At 63.1% G+C, this 13,721-nt stretch carries 13 protein-coding genes; 11 read left to right on the forward strand and 2 right to left on the reverse strand.

All coding sequences use genetic code 11. The annotated features are described in order from the left end of the window. Window positions 1–12: 12 nt before the first annotated feature. Window positions 13–3,309 carry a ribonuclease E gene (gene rne, locus APH33_RS03135; protein WP_054883745.1) on the reverse strand — a complete coding sequence of 1,099 codons (3,297 nt, stop codon included), beginning with the start codon at window positions 3,307–3,309 and terminating at the stop codon, window positions 13–15. Between the two features lie 801 nt (window positions 3,310–4,110). Here rne and rluC point away from each other — a divergent pair. The 3 genes from rluC to APH33_RS03150 are packed head-to-tail and all read left to right on the forward strand — an operon-like array spanning window position 4,111 to window position 6,774. Beyond that, a complete protein-coding gene (rluC, locus tag APH33_RS03140; protein WP_054883746.1) occupies window positions 4,111–5,067 on the forward strand; it encodes a 23S rRNA pseudouridine(955/2504/2580) synthase RluC in 957 nt (318 codons plus the stop codon). After that, window positions 5,057–5,737: an HAD family hydrolase gene (locus APH33_RS03145; RefSeq protein WP_054883747.1), complete on the forward strand. Its 681-nt coding sequence runs from the start codon at window positions 5,057–5,059 to the stop codon at window positions 5,735–5,737. Before rluC ends, APH33_RS03145 begins: the two co-directional genes overlap by 11 nt. Before the next feature lie 2 nt (window positions 5,738–5,739). Continuing rightward, window positions 5,740–6,774 (forward strand): S49 family peptidase, encoded by a 1,035-nt coding sequence (locus APH33_RS03150; protein WP_054883748.1) that lies wholly within the window; start codon window positions 5,740–5,742, stop codon window positions 6,772–6,774. A gap of 38 nt (window positions 6,775–6,812) precedes the next feature. On the opposite strand, the gene APH33_RS03155 is transcribed toward APH33_RS03150, so the two are convergent. Further along, complete coding sequence (locus APH33_RS03155; protein WP_054883749.1) at window positions 6,813–7,391, reverse strand: nucleoside triphosphate pyrophosphatase; 579 nt, start codon at window positions 7,389–7,391, stop codon at window positions 6,813–6,815. Window positions 7,392–7,487: 96 nt separating this feature from the next. Here APH33_RS03155 and APH33_RS03160 point away from each other — a divergent pair, with 96 nt between their 5' ends. The 8 genes from APH33_RS03160 to pabC all read left to right on the forward strand — a co-directional run bounded on the left by APH33_RS03160 (window position 7,488) and on the right by pabC (window position 13,720). Continuing rightward, window positions 7,488–8,015 (forward strand): YceD family protein, encoded by a 528-nt coding sequence (locus APH33_RS03160; protein WP_027919446.1) that lies wholly within the window; start codon window positions 7,488–7,490, stop codon window positions 8,013–8,015. 13 nt (window positions 8,016–8,028) lie between these two features. Then, entirely contained in the window at window positions 8,029–8,211 is a 183-nt protein-coding gene (rpmF, locus tag APH33_RS03165; RefSeq protein WP_003247154.1) for a 50S ribosomal protein L32, read from the forward strand. A 3-nt stretch (window positions 8,212–8,214) separates the two neighbouring features. Continuing rightward, the gene (gene plsX / locus APH33_RS03170) at window positions 8,215–9,225 is read left to right on the forward strand and encodes a phosphate acyltransferase PlsX (protein ID WP_082433411.1); all 1,011 of its coding nucleotides are present in this window, start codon (window positions 8,215–8,217) and stop codon (window positions 9,223–9,225) included. A gap of 127 nt (window positions 9,226–9,352) precedes the next feature. Beyond that, a complete protein-coding gene (gene fabD / locus APH33_RS03175) occupies window positions 9,353–10,291 on the forward strand; it encodes an ACP S-malonyltransferase (RefSeq protein WP_082433413.1) in 939 nt (312 codons plus the stop codon). A gap of 15 nt (window positions 10,292–10,306) precedes the next feature. Beyond that, window positions 10,307–11,047, forward strand: coding sequence for a 3-oxoacyl-ACP reductase FabG (fabG, locus tag APH33_RS03180; protein ID WP_054883751.1), 741 nt, complete (start codon window positions 10,307–10,309; stop codon window positions 11,045–11,047). A gap of 203 nt (window positions 11,048–11,250) precedes the next feature. Further along, window positions 11,251–11,487 (forward strand): acyl carrier protein, encoded by a 237-nt coding sequence (acpP, locus tag APH33_RS03185; RefSeq protein WP_009685065.1) that lies wholly within the window; start codon window positions 11,251–11,253, stop codon window positions 11,485–11,487. A 173-nt stretch (window positions 11,488–11,660) separates the two neighbouring features. Next, window positions 11,661–12,905 (forward strand): beta-ketoacyl-ACP synthase II, encoded by a 1,245-nt coding sequence (fabF, locus tag APH33_RS03190; protein WP_054883752.1) that lies wholly within the window; start codon window positions 11,661–11,663, stop codon window positions 12,903–12,905. Beyond that, complete coding sequence (gene pabC / locus APH33_RS03195; protein WP_054883753.1) at window positions 12,905–13,720, forward strand: aminodeoxychorismate lyase; 816 nt, start codon at window positions 12,905–12,907, stop codon at window positions 13,718–13,720. Before fabF ends, pabC begins: the two co-directional genes overlap by 1 nt. Window position 13,721: the final 1 nt, after the last annotated feature.

A 13,721-nucleotide genomic window follows, 5' to 3' on the forward strand; every position in this document is an offset into this window, starting at 1 on the left:
CAGCCTTGGCTATCAACCGTGATGAGGCTTGTGCTCATCGGCGGTTTCCAGCACGCCCTTGGCAGCTTCCTCGGCGGCTTTGGCAGCAGCCTCGGCCTCACGCTTGCGGCGACGCACTTCACGTGGGTCGTTCGGGGCGCGGCCGTTTGGCAGCATTACGGTAGCGGCCGGAGCTTGTTCCGCAGGGGCCTGCTCGACAACTACCGGTGCGGCTTCGACGACTGCAGGCGCAGGTTCTGCGGCCACTTCAGGCTGGGCATCGGCGACAGGCGCTGGCTGCTCGGCGACAGGGGCTTGCTCGACCGCGACCTGGGCTTTCTCGGCTTCACCGGCCTCGACGACCGCCGCTTCGGCAACCGGCGCTTCAACGGCGGGTGCATTTTCAGCGGCAGGCACTGCGACCGGTGCTTCGGTAACGAGCACTGGCTCTGCTGTGGCAGGAGCTTTTTCGGCTACCGGCTGTGGTGCGACCTCGACCACTGGCTCGACGCTGGCTTCGACCACGGCGACGGGGCCGCTGACTGGCTGCTCGACCACTGGGGCGATGGCTGCTTGCTCGGCCTGGGCAACCTCTTCAACCTGCTCGGTCGGCTGGGCGACTTCGCTGTTTTCAGTGGTCACAGCTTCGGCGCTGGCGCGTTCGGCCTGCTGGTTGGCTTCAGCCTCTGCATTGGCGCTGATGTGGCTGCTGGCGACAGCGGCGGTGACGGCCAGGCCGGCAGCCAGCTCGGCGCCAAGCGCAGTGGCCTGGTGCTGTTGCGGCTGTTCTTCGCTGCCTTCTTCCTCGTTGCCTTCGATCAGCTCGCCATTGGCATTGCGCTGACGCTCACGACGGTTGCTGCGGCGACGCTGGCCACGGGAGCGACGACGCGGACGCTCATCATCGGTGCCTTCCTGCTCATCCTGCAGCAGCTCTTCGTTCGGCAGTTGCTCCTCGGCGAGCTCGGCAGCCTGCTCGGCGGCTTGTTCGGCCGGGCGTGGCTGGCGCTCTTCGCGCGGTGGGCGAGGCTGGCGCTCTTCACGAGGTGCGCGCTCTTCACGCGGAGCACGCTCTTCGCGAGGGGCGCGTTCTTCACGTGGGGCACGCTCTTCGCGAGGGGCGCGCTCTTCACGTGGGGCACGTTCCTCGCGAGGTGCGCGTTCTTCACGTGGGGCACGCTCTTCACGAGGTGCACGCTCCTCGCGGGCTACCCGTTCTTCACGCGGCTGACGCTCTTCGCGTTCGGCCGGTGCGGCGTCCAGCGGCTCACGCAGTTCGCGTACGCGTTCTTCGCCGCGGTTGCCACGGCGGTCTTCGCGTGGCGGGCGCGGGGCGCGTTCTTCACGCGGAGCGCGCTCTTCACGAGGTGTGCGTTCTTCACGTGGGGCGCGCTCTTCGCGAGGTGCGCGTTCTTCACGCGGTTGGCGCTCTTCACGCGGGGCGCGCTCGGCGCGCTCTTCACGCGGCTTGCGCTCTTCATCGCGACGGCCGTTGCGGTTGCGGCTCTGCTGGCGACCGTTGCGGCGCTCTTCGTTGCGTTGGCTGCGCTCGGCGGCCGGCTTTTCAGCGGCAGCGACGACCGGTGCGGCGGCAGGCTCTTGCTTGCCGGCGAACAGGCTGACCAGCGACTTCACCAGGCCCTTGAACAGGCTTGGCTCAGGCGCGCTCGGCGCACGTGCTGCCGGTGCGGCCGCTTGAGGTTGCTCTTCGGCGGCGCTCGGTACCGGGGCGTTGGCGCGGACCGGGGCGGTCTTGACCGCAGCTTCCTGGCGAACCAGGGTGCGGGTGGCGGTCGGCTGCGGCGCTTCTTCGGCTTCGGAGGCGGCGATTTCGTAGCTGGACTGGTTGTTCAGCACTTCCGGGTTGTCGTCGCGCAGGCGCTGGACTTCGAAGTGCGGGGTTTCCAGGTGGTCGTTCGGCAGGATGATGATGCGGGCGCGGGTGCGCAGTTCGATCTTGGTGATCGAGTTGCGCTTCTCGTTGAGCAGGAAGGCTGCGACCGGGATCGGCACCTGGGCGCGTACTTCGGCGGTGCGGTCTTTCAGGGCTTCTTCTTCGATCAGGCGCAGGATGGCCAGCGACAGCGATTCGACGTCACGGATGATGCCGGTGCCGGAGCAGCGTGGGCAGACGATGCCGCTGCTTTCGCCGAGCGATGGGCGCAGGCGCTGACGGGACATTTCCAGCAGGCCGAAGCGCGAGATGCGGCCAACCTGCACGCGGGCACGGTCGGCTTCCAGGCATTCACGCACACGCTCTTCCACGGCGCGCTGGTTCTTCGCCGGAGTCATGTCGATGAAGTCGATGACGATCAGGCCGCCGATGTCACGCAGGCGCAGCTGACGTGCGATTTCCTCGGCCGCTTCCAGGTTGGTCTGCAGGGCGGTTTCTTCGATGTCGCTGCCCTTGGTGGCGCGCGCCGAGTTGATGTCGATGGACACCAGGGCTTCGGTCGGGTCGATCACGATCGAGCCGCCGGACGGCAGGTCGACGACGCGCTGGAAGGCGGTCTCGATCTGGCTTTCGATCTGGAAACGGTTGAACAGCGGCACGCTGTCTTCGTAAAGCTTGACCTTGCTGGCGTACTGCGGCATCACCTGGCGGATGAACGTCAGGGCTTCTTCCTGGGCATCGATGCTGTCGATCAGCACTTCGCCGATGTCCTGGCGCAGGTAGTCGCGGATGGCGCGGATGATGACGTTGCTTTCCTGGTAGATCAGGAAGGGCGCGGCACGGTCCTGGGACGCTTCCTTGATGGCGGTCCACAGTTGCAGCAGGTAATCGAGGTCCCACTGCATTTCTTCGCTGCTACGGCCAAGGCCGGCAGTGCGTACGATCAGGCCCATGTCGCCCGGTACGGTCAGGCCGTTCAGGGCTTCACGCAGTTCGTTGCGCTCTTCGCCTTCGATACGGCGCGAGATGCCACCGGCACGCGGGTTGTTGGGCATCAGCACCAGGTAGCGGCCAGCCAGGCTGATGAAGGTGGTCAGGGCGGCGCCTTTGTTGCCGCGCTCTTCCTTCTCGACCTGGACGATGACTTCCTGGCCTTCGCTCAGGACTTCCTTGATGTTGACCCGGCCTTCAGGGGACTTCTTGAAGTACTCGCGGGAGATTTCCTTCAGCGGCAGGAAGCCGTGACGTTCGGAGCCGAAGTCGACGAAGGCGGCTTCGAGGCTGGGCTCGATCCGGGTGATCTTGCCTTTGTAGATGTTGGCCTTTTTCTGCTCGCGCGCGCCGGACTCGATGTCCAGGTCGTAGAGACGTTGGCCGTCCACCAGGGCTACACGCAACTCTTCAGGTTGAGTTGCGTTAATCAGCATTCTTTTCATGTTGTACCGTCGGTTTCCGGGCTGCCGGAAACGGCGTGCGGCACACACGACTTCTCATGGTCGGTGCCAAGGTGCGCAAAGGGTGGCCGGGCCACCCCCGTGTCGAGCAACGTTCGGCACCAGCCGGTTGCCCAGCCTGCCGTTGTCGCGACGACGCGTCCTGTTTGCTGCGGTGCCTACCAGGCCCCGGTGGCTTCGAATGGGTATCCGAATCAACCAAGCGGGCCTCGTGCACTCAGTCAGGAGGAGGAATCAACCGTCAGCCGTGGACGCCCGGAGGCATCTGTTCAGGACCTTATCCGCTCGCCGGCCGTTCAGTGGGCCGGTGGCCGGACGCGGTGCTACACGGTCCGAGGGCTGTGCATCTCCACCCTGCACGTATCCCTGATAATTCGGGTGCTGCCGCGCGCTGAATCCGCAACGGGTTGCATTTTTCGCCAGCTTCGAACGGGAAGCTGACGCCATTACATGTCCAAGGCAGGTATTTCCGAAGCATTCGCCTTGCGTTGCGTGGAAGCGACGGGGGCGGGCAGAGGTGCAGCGAAAAGAATCGGGAAGCAGGTGAATAACCACACTTGTCGTTTTTTTTCGGTCTTCTCTACACAGCGCTGGTGGCGATTCCAGGCAATTCGGTAAACTGGCGAAAACCCCGTAGGACGGCCTCGCGTCCTGGAGAACTGCGTAGGTCAGTAACCGGCCCAGGGCCTGGTTTCACTGGCCTGCCGCTTTTGGCGGCGTTCGCGACTATAGCATTGATGATTAAGTGCTTCAATTCCATAAATAATTGTTATGATCCCCTCCATGACGACCAATACCCCCCCGACTTCCGGCGTCCAGCTGATCGAAGTCGCGCCGGAACTTGCCGGCCAACGCATCGACAATTTCCTTATCACGGCGCTCAAGGGCGTGCCCAAGACCTTGGTCTACCGCATCCTGCGCAAGGGTGAGGTGCGCGTCAACAAGGGGCGGGTCAAACCCGAGTACAAGATCCAGGCCGGCGATATCGTGCGCGTGCCGCCCGTCCGCTTGCCCGAGCGTGACGAGCCGGCGCCGGTGGCCCAGGGGCTGCTGCAACGCCTGGAAGCCGCCATCGTCTTCGAAGACAAGGCGCTGATCGTGATGAACAAGCCAGCCGGCATCGCCGTGCACGGTGGCAGCGGCCTGAGCTTCGGCGTGATCGAGGCGCTGCGTCAGCTGCGCCCGGACGCCAAGGAACTGGAGCTGGTGCACCGCCTGGACCGCGACACCTCTGGCCTGCTGATGATCGCCAAGAAGCGCAGCATGCTGCGCCACTTGCATGCTGCCTTGCGCGGTGACGGCGTGGACAAGCGCTACATGGCGCTGGTGCGCGGTCACTGGCCAACCTCGAAGAAGCAGGTCAACGCCCCGCTGCTCAAGAGCAACCTGCGCTCCGGCGAACGCATGGTCGAAGTCAACGATGAGGGCAAGGAGGCGTTGACCCTGTTCCGCGTGCTGCGTCGGTTCGGCGAGTTCGCCACCATTGTCGAGGCGCGCCCGATCACCGGTCGCACCCACCAGATTCGCGTGCATACCCTGCATGCCGGGCACATGATCGCCGGTGACAGCAAGTATGGCGACGAGGATTTCAGCCGCGAGATCCGCGAACTGGGTGGCAAGCGCCTGTTCCTGCATGCCTACGCACTGACCGTGCCGCTGCCAGATGGCGGCGAGCTGAAACTCGAAGCGCCTGTGGACGAAGTCTGGGCCAAGACCGTGGAGCGTTTGAGTGCGCCGTGACTATGAGCTGCTGATTTTCGACTGGGACGGCACCCTGGCCGATTCCATCGGCCGCATCGTCGAGGCGATGAATGCCGCTGCCGAGCGTGCCGGCGAGGCGCCAAGCCCTGAGGGTGCGGTCAAGGGCATCATTGGCCTGGCGCTTGGGGAGGCCATCTCGACACTGTATCCACACCTTGATCCGCAGCAGGTCGAAACCTTCCGTCAGCACTATGCCGACATCTATATGGCCCTTGATCAACAACCTTCGCCGCTGTTCGACGGTGTGGTCGAATCGCTGGATGCCTTCCGTGCCGAGGGCTATCGCCTGGCAGTAGCGACCGGCAAGGCGCGCCGCGGCCTGGATCGGGTGCTCAAGGCCAATGGTTGGGAGCGGTTCTTCGACGTTACCCGTGCCGCCGACGAAACCCGCGGCAAGCCTCACCCGCTCATGCTTGAGGAAATCCTCGGGCATTGCGGTGTCGAACCTGGTCGGGCGCTGATGGTCGGAGATTCGGCATTCGACCTGCAAATGGCCAGCAATGCCGGCATGCATTCGGTGGCGGTGGGCTACGGTGCGATGTCGCTTCAGGCACTGGCCGAGTTTGGTCCGCAAGTATGCATCGATCATTTTTCCCAGCTGCGCGAGTGGCTGGCTGGTTCCAGGCAAGTCCAATTCCAAGGTAGGTGAGCATGGCTGACGAGTGGAAAGCGCCGGTTAACGAGACCGAAGAGGAGCGTCTCGCTCGCGAAGCGCGTGAAGCGCAGAACGAAGAGGCTCGTGTCGAGCACAAGAGCTGGAAGTTGCTTGAAAAGACCTTGCTGGCCGGGGTTCAGGAGCAGCGTCGGGCCCGGCGATGGGGGATCTTCTTCAAGCTGCTGACTTTCATCTACCTGTTTGGCATTCTCGCCCTGTTCCTGCCGTTCATGGATGTGGACAAGGCCGCGTCGCGCAGTGGCAATCACACAGCCCTGGTTGAAGTGCGCGGGGTGATTGCCGATCAGGAAGCAGCCAGCGCCGACAATATCGTCAAGAGCCTGCGCGATGCGTTCAAGGACCCCAAGACCAAGGCGGTGGTCCTGCGCATCAACAGTCCGGGCGGCAGCCCTGTGCAGGCAGGCTATGTATATGACGAGATCCGTCGCCTGCGCGCTGAGCACCCGGATATCAAACTGTATGCAGTGATAGCCGACCTGGGCGCTTCCGGGGCTTATTACATCGCCAGTGCGGCGGATGAGATCTATGCCGACAAGGCCAGCCTGGTCGGCTCCATTGGTGTGACGGCGGCCGGCTACGGTTTCGTGGGCTCCATGGAGAAGCTGGGCGTGGAGCGTCGTACCTACACCGCTGGCGAGCACAAGGCGTTTCTTGATCCGTTCTCGCCTGAAAAACCTGAAGAGCGTGCGTTCTGGCAGGGTGTGCTCAATACCACGCACCAGCAGTTCATTGCCATGGTCAAGCAGGGGCGGGGTGACCGCCTGAAGGACAAGGAGCATCCGGAGCTGTTCAGTGGCCTGGTCTGGTCGGGTGAGCAGGCCAAGGCACTGGGGCTGGTGGACGGGCTGGGCAGTGCCAGCTACGTGGCGCGTGAGATCGTGGGTGAGAAGGACTTGGTCGATTACACCGTGCAGGAGTCGCCGTTCGATCGCTTCTCCAAGCGCATTGGTGCCAGCGTGGCCGAGCACCTGGCCATGTGGATGGGGTTCCAGGGGCCTCAGCTGCGCTGATTTGAAATTGCCGGGGCCGCGCAGCGGCCCCAAAAATCTCAAGGTATGACCACGCCTTCCCGGGTCAGCATATCCACCAGCCGAATCAGCGGCAGCCCGATCAGGCTGGTGGCATCGCACCCATGGGTGCTCTGAAACAAACTCACCCCCAATCCTTCCGCCTTGAAGCTCCCCGCGCAATCCAGCGGCTGCTCCGCCTGCACATAGCGCTCCACCTGCTCCCGATTCAGCTCGCGCATGATGACCGTGAACGGCACGCAGTCGACCTGGCAGTGCCCGGTTGCGGTATTGAGCAGTGCCAGCCCGGTCAGGAAGGTCACCTGCTGGCCGCTGGCTTCGAGCAGCTGCTCGCAGGCGCGATCGAAGGTGTGCGGCTTGCCGAGGATCTGTTCGCCCAATACCGCGACCTGGTCAGAGCCGATGATCAGGTGCCCCGGATGGCTGGCGGCAAGCGCTTCGGCCTTTTGCCTGGCCAGGCGTTTCACCAGTTCCACAGCGGGTTCGTCAGCCAGGCGTCGCTCGTCTAGGTCGGGGCTTGCCCAGGTGAAGGGCAGGCGCAGGCGCGCGAGCAGTTCGCGTCGGTAGGCAGAGCTGGAAGCCAGCAACAGAGGCAGCATGATAGACTCCTGGTCAGTTGAACCCGATTCTAACATGCGAGATGCCGCCTAATTTCCTTTGACAGGGGCGGGGGGCATCCCTAGAATGCTGCGCCTATGTTGAATGACCCGATTCCACCTCACGTTGACCCGCGCAAATTAGCCGACCGAGGCGTATCCATCACTGGTACGCTGCAACTCGCTGATTTGGAAAGACTCTGCGACCCGCTTTCCGACGATGTCGGTACGGTGCAGGCGAAGTTCGATTTTGAACGAGATGAACAGCACGTGGTGGTTATCCACAGCGAGCTGGACGTCGAAGTCAAAATGGTTTGCCAGCGTTGTCTTGAGCTGGTCACCCTGCCGATCCACAGCGAATGTACTTACGCCGTGGTGAAGGAGGGTGCGAATACCCAGTCGTTGCCGAAAGGCTATGACGTGCTGGAACTGGGCGAAGATCCTTTGGATCTGCAGGCCTTGGTCGAGGAGGAGCTGCTGCTCGCCTTGCCTATCGTGCCTGCTCACCATCCGGAAGAATGCCAGCAGCCGGCGGGCGCAGACGAGCCCGAATCGAGCAAGGACGAGGTATCGCGGTCCAACCCGTTCAGTGTTTTGGCGCAGTTAAAGCGTGACCCAAACGTTTAGGAGTTAATCAATTATGGCTGTTCAGCAGAACAAAAAATCCCGCTCTGCCCGTGACATGCGCCGTTCCCACGACGCCCTGTCGGAAAACGCGCTGTCGGTAGAAAAGACCACCGGTGAAGTGCACCTGCGTCACCACGTTTCGCCAGAAGGCGTATACCGTGGCCGCAAAGTGGTCGATAAGGGCGCTGACGAGTAATCCTTGTCCGCTCAGATCATCGCGATCGACGCAATGGGCGGGGACTTCGGTCCCCGCAGCATTGTCCAGGCTAGCATTGCCTGCCTTTCGGCTACCCCCTCGCTGCACCTGACCCTCGTCGGTCAACCCTCCCTCCTTGAAGATCTTGTCAGCGGCCTTGCGGCTGCGGATCGCGCGCGCCTGCAGATTGTCGCCGCCAGTGAGGTAGTCGGTATGGACGAGCGGCCATCACAGGCGTTGCGCGGCAAGCCGGACTCGTCGATGCGCATCGCCCTCGAACTGGTGCGTGACGGCAAGGCCCAGGCCTGCGTAAGTGCCGGCAATACCGGGGCGCTGATGGCATTGTCGCGTTTCGTGCTCAAGACCTTGCCGGGTATCGATCGGCCGGCCATGGTCGCGGCGATCCCGACCCAGGCGGGTTACTGCCAGCTGCTCGACCTTGGCGCCAATGTCGACTGCAGTGCCGAAAACCTCTACCAGTTCGCCGTCATGGGATCCGTGGCTGCCCAGGCCTTGGGTATTCACCGGCCACGCGTGGCGCTGCTGAACATCGGTACCGAGGACATCAAGGGCAACCAGCAGGTCAAGCTGGCCGCCACCCTGCTGCAGAACGCCCGTGGCCTCAACTATGTCGGCTTCGTCGAAGGTGATGGCTTGTACCGCGGTGAGGCGGATGTGGTGGTGTGCGACGGTTTTGTCGGCAACATCCTGCTCAAGTCCAGCGAAGGTCTGGCTACCATGATCGGCGCGCGTATCGAAAAGCTGTTCAAGGGCGGGGTGTTGTCGCGGGTGGCAGGGGCAATGGCGATGCCGTTGCTCAAGCGCCTGCAGGCCGACCTGGCGCCAGCGCGGCACAATGGCGCGAGCTTCCTCGGCCTGCAGGGTATCGTCATCAAGAGCCATGGTTCGGCGGGCGTGCAGGGCTTCCAGAGCGCGATCCAGCGGGCGCTGATCGAGATCCAGGAAAACCTCCCGCAGCGGCTGCATGGTCGCCTCGAAGATTTGTTGCCTTAGGCATTTCGCCGATGAAGTGCTTAAATGTGACCGCTTGGTCTGTGTTTCCATCCAAGTTTTCAGATTCCGCGCCCGGCCCAAGGCCCGGCGCACCCTATCCGATGACAAGATCATAAGGGCTTGTTCAATGTCTGCATCCCTCGCATTCGTCTTCCCCGGTCAAGGTTCCCAGTCGCTGGGCATGCTCGCCGAACTCGGCGCTGAAAAGCCGGTGGTCATCGAGACCTTCAAGGAGGCTTCCGAGGCTCTGGGCTACGACCTGTGGAAGCTGGTCCAGGAAGGCCCGGAAGAACAACTCAACCAAACCGACAAGACCCAGCCAGCGATCCTCACCGCTTCCATCGCCCTTTGGCGCCTGTGGCTGGAAGAGGGCGGCGCACAACCGGCGTTCGTTTCCGGCCATAGCCTGGGCGAATACAGCGCCCTGGTCGCTGCGGGCGCCCTGTCGCTGAAAGACGCCGTGCGCCTGGTCGAGCGTCGTGGTCAGCTGATGCAGGAAGCCGTGCCTGCCGGTCACGGTGCCATGGCTGCGATCCTGGGCCTGGATGACGCCGTCGTGGTGGAAATCTGCGCCGAAGCGGCCGAAGACCAAGTGGTCAGCGCCGTGAACTTCAACTCGCCAGGCCAGGTGGTCATCGCCGGTAACAAGGCTGCGGTCGACCGCGCCGTGGAACTGTGCAAGGCCAAGGGTGCCAAGCGCGCCCTGCCGCTGGCGGTCAGCGTGCCGTCGCACTGCGCCCTGATGAAGCCGGCTGCCGAGCGCTTTGCCGACTCCGTCAACGCCATCGAATGGAAGGCCCCGCAGATCCCGGTGGTGCAGAACGTCACCGCCGCTGTCGCCGCCGACCTCGATGCCCTGAAGCGAGACCTGCTGGCACAGCTGTACCAGCCGGTACGCTGGGTTGAATGCGTGCAGACCCTGGCCGCCAACGGTGCGGTCAACCTGGTCGAATGCGGCCCGGGCAAGGTCCTGGCTGGCCTGAACAAGCGTTGCGCCGACGGCGTGACCACCTACAACCTCAATACCCCTGACGCTGTCGCCGCCACCCGTGCGGCGCTGGCCTGATTTGGAGAAGCTTGCATGAGCCTGCAAGGTAAAGTTGCACTGGTCACCGGCGCCAGCCGTGGTATTGGCCAGGCCATCGCCCTCGAGCTGGGCCGCCAGGGCGCGACCGTGATTGGTACCGCCACCTCGGCTTCCGGTGCCGAGCGCATCGCCGCCACCCTGAAAGAACATGGCATCGCCGGCACCGGCATGGAGCTGAACGTCACCAGCGCCGAGTCCGTGGAAGCCGTGCTGGCCGCCATTGGTGAGCAGTTCGGCGCACCGGCCATTCTGGTCAACAACGCCGGTATCACCCGTGACAACCTCATGCTGCGCATGAAGGACGACGAGTGGTTCGACGTGATCGACACCAACCTGAACAGCCTCTACCGTCTGTCCAAGGGCGTGCTGCGTGGCATGACCAAGGCGCGCTGGGGTCGTATCATCAGCATCGGTTCGGTCGTCGGTGCCATGGGCAACGCCGGCCAGGCCAACTACGCGGCGGCCAAGGCCGGCCTCGAAGGCTTCAGCCGCGCCCTGGCGCGTGAAGTGGGCTCGCGTGGCATCACCGTCAACTCGGTGACCCCGGGCTTCATCGACACCGACATGACCCGCGAGCTGCCAGAAGCGCAGCGCGAAGCCCTGCAAACCCAGATTCCGCTGGGCCGCCTGGGCCAGGCTGACGAAATTGCCAAGGTGGTTTCGTTCCTGGCGTCGGATGGCGCTGGCTACGTTACCGGCGCTACCGTGCCGGTCAACGGCGGGATGTACATGTAAAACTGCAACGCAATGTGACGGATTGCTTCAAAAAAGAGTCATACTGCGAGCCTAAAATCCGTTATAAAGCTGCAACCAGATTCCAGGCAGCGGGTGCGGTGGCTCAAGGGAAGGTGCGTTCCGCTTGAAAAGCGAACGTCTTTCTATAAACTTGGTCACCGGCCAGCTGCCTGACATATGTCCATTAGGAGTGAAAACTAGGTATGAGCACCATCGAAGAACGCGTCAAGAAAATCGTCGCCGAGCAACTGGGCGTCAAGGAAGAGGAAGTGACTGCTGAGAAGTCCTTCGTCGATGACCTGGGTGCCGATTCGCTTGACACCGTTGAGCTGGTGATGGCTCTGGAAGAGGAATTCGAGACCGAAATCCCTGACGAAGAAGCCGAGAAGATCACTACCGTTCAAGCTGCAATCGACTACGTCAAAAACCACCAGGCTTAAGACGTTGTAGTCGACGCTTCTTGTCGAGAAGAACCGCACTGCCTTTGCCGGCGTGCGGTTTTTTCTTTGCGAGCCAGCGCCGTCGTTTCGCTCGCTACGAGAGCTTGTTGCCATTTCATTCCATTGCTTGAATGCAATGGCAAGAAACTCTGTGATTAGAAAAGGAGAGTACTGTGTCGCGTAGACGCGTCGTGGTCACCGGTATGGGCATGCTGTCGCCACTGGGTACCGATGTACCGAGCACCTGGCAGGGCATTCTGGCTGGCCGCAGTGGCATTGGTCCGATCGAGCATACGGACCTGTCTGCCTACTCCACCCGTTTTGGCGGCTCGGTGAAAGGCTTCGAGGTTGAGCAGTACCTGTCGGCCAAAGAGGCCCGCAAGCTCGACCTGTTCATTCAGTACGGCCTGGCGGCCGGTTTCCAGGCAGTGCGTAATGCCGGCCTGGAAGTCACCGACGCCAACCGTGAGCGCATTGGCGTGGCCATGGGCTCGGGTATCGGCGGCCTGACCAACATCGAAGAAACCAGCCGTACCTTGCACGAGCAAGGCCCGCGCCGTATTTCGCCGTTCTTCGTGCCGGGTTCGATCATCAACATGATCTCCGGCTTCCTGTCGATCCATCTGGGGCTGCAGGGGCCGAACTACGCCATCGCCACCGCTTGCACCACCGGCACCCACTGCATCGGCATGGCCGCGCGCAACATCGCCTACGGTGAAGCCGACGTGATGATTGCCGGTGGCGCCGAAATGGCTGCGTGTGGCCTGGGCATGGGGGGCTTCGGTGCGTCTCGGGCGCTGTCCACCCGCAACGATGAGCCAACCCGTGCCAGCCGTCCGTGGGACAAGGGCCGTGATGGCTTCGTGCTGTCCGACGGTGCCGGTGCGCTGGTGCTCGAAGAGCTCGAACACGCCAAGGCCCGTGGTGCGACCATCTATGCCGAGCTGGTCGGTTTCGGCATGAGCGGTGACGCCTACCACATGACCTCGCCACCCGACAGCGGTGAAGGTGCTGCCCGTTGCATGGCCAATGCCCTGCGCGATGCTGGCATCCAGCCTGAAGCGGTCAGCTACATCAACGCCCACGGTACCTCGACCCCGGCCGGCGATATCGCCGAAGTCGCGGCGATCAAGCGCGTGTTCGGCGAGCATGCCTACAAGCTGGCGGTCAGCTCGACCAAGTCGATGACCGGTCACCTGCTCGGCGCTGCCGGTGCAGTTGAGGCGATCTTCAGCGTGCTGGCGATCAACAGCCAGATGGCGCCGCCGACCATCAACCTCGATGAGCCGGACGAAGGCTGCGACCTCGACTTCGTACCGCACCAGGCGCGCAGCATGCCGATCGACGTGGTGTTGTCCAACTCGTTCGGCTTTGGTGGCACCAACGGTTCGCTGGTGTTCCGCCGGTTCGTCGATTGATGCACAGCTGGATCGACGGCCAGCCCGCGACTGCGATCAATTTGCAGAACCGCGGCCTGGCCTACGGCGATGGCCTGTTCGAGACCATCGCCGTGCGCGCTGGCCGGCCCAGTCTGCTGGACGGCCATTTGGCCCGCCTGGCGCTGGGTTGCCAGCGGCTGATGATCGACGCCGATCTGGCGCTGGTGCGTGATGAAATCCTGCTCTTCGCCCGTCAGCTCGGTGACGGAGTCGCCAAGCTGGTCCTCACCCGTGGCGACAGTCAGCGGGGCTACGCGCCGGTTGCCGGCGTTGCACCGCGGCGGATTCTCCAGGGCAGCCCGCTGCCCAGCTATCCTGTCGAACATGCCCAGCACGGCGTGCGGCTGTTCCCTTGCCAGACCCGGCTTGCGGAGCAACCGTTGCTGGCCGGCCTGAAACACCTCAATCGCCTGGAACAAGTGCTGGCCCGTGCCGAATGGCAGGACAGCGAACATGCCGAAGGCCTGATGCGTGACGGGCAGGGCAGGGTGATCGAAGGCGTATACAGCAATCTGTTCCTGGTGCGCGATGGCGTGCTGCTCACGGCTGAACTCAGCCGTTGTGGCGTGGCCGGCGTGATGCGCGGTGCCCTGCTGGAGCAGGCGCAGCGGCTGGGCATCCCGGTACAGGTGCGAGATATCGCGTTCGACGAATTGCAACAGGCGGACGAAGTGTTTGTCTGCAACAGTGTCTATGGCGTCTGGCCCGTGCGCGGAATTGCCGCGCTGAACTGGTCGCCGGGCCCACTCACCCGTAAACTGCAGGCCGTTGCCCGTACGTTACTGGATACCTGAA

It is taken from the genome of Pseudomonas sp. NBRC 111130, assembly GCF_001320485.1.
Lineage (GTDB): Bacteria > Pseudomonadota > Gammaproteobacteria > Pseudomonadales > Pseudomonadaceae > Aquipseudomonas > Aquipseudomonas vlassakiae.

What these genes read in the sequence shown, in the direction of transcription:
- acpP (WP_009685065.1), top strand. Translation starts at nt 11,251, where the DNA reads ATGAGCACCATCGAAGAACGCGTCAAGAAAATCGTCGCCGAGCAACTG.
- rpmF (WP_003247154.1), top strand. Translation starts at nt 8,029, where the DNA reads ATGGCTGTTCAGCAGAACAAAAAATCCCGCTCTGCCCGTGACATGCGC.
- APH33_RS03150 (WP_054883748.1), top strand. Translation starts at nt 5,740, where the DNA reads ATGGCTGACGAGTGGAAAGCGCCGGTTAACGAGACCGAAGAGGAGCGT.
- APH33_RS03155 (WP_054883749.1), bottom strand. Translation starts at nt 7,391, where the DNA reads ATGCTGCCTCTGTTGCTGGCTTCCAGCTCTGCCTACCGACGCGAACTG.
- APH33_RS03160 (WP_027919446.1), top strand. Translation starts at nt 7,488, where the DNA reads ATGTTGAATGACCCGATTCCACCTCACGTTGACCCGCGCAAATTAGCC.
- fabG (WP_054883751.1), top strand. Translation starts at nt 10,307, where the DNA reads ATGAGCCTGCAAGGTAAAGTTGCACTGGTCACCGGCGCCAGCCGTGGT.
- pabC (WP_054883753.1), top strand. Translation starts at nt 12,905, where the DNA reads ATGCACAGCTGGATCGACGGCCAGCCCGCGACTGCGATCAATTTGCAG.
- fabD (WP_082433413.1), top strand. Translation starts at nt 9,353, where the DNA reads ATGTCTGCATCCCTCGCATTCGTCTTCCCCGGTCAAGGTTCCCAGTCG.
- rluC (WP_054883746.1), top strand. Translation starts at nt 4,111, where the DNA reads ATGACGACCAATACCCCCCCGACTTCCGGCGTCCAGCTGATCGAAGTC.
- rne (WP_054883745.1), bottom strand. Translation starts at nt 3,309, where the DNA reads ATGAAAAGAATGCTGATTAACGCAACTCAACCTGAAGAGTTGCGTGTA.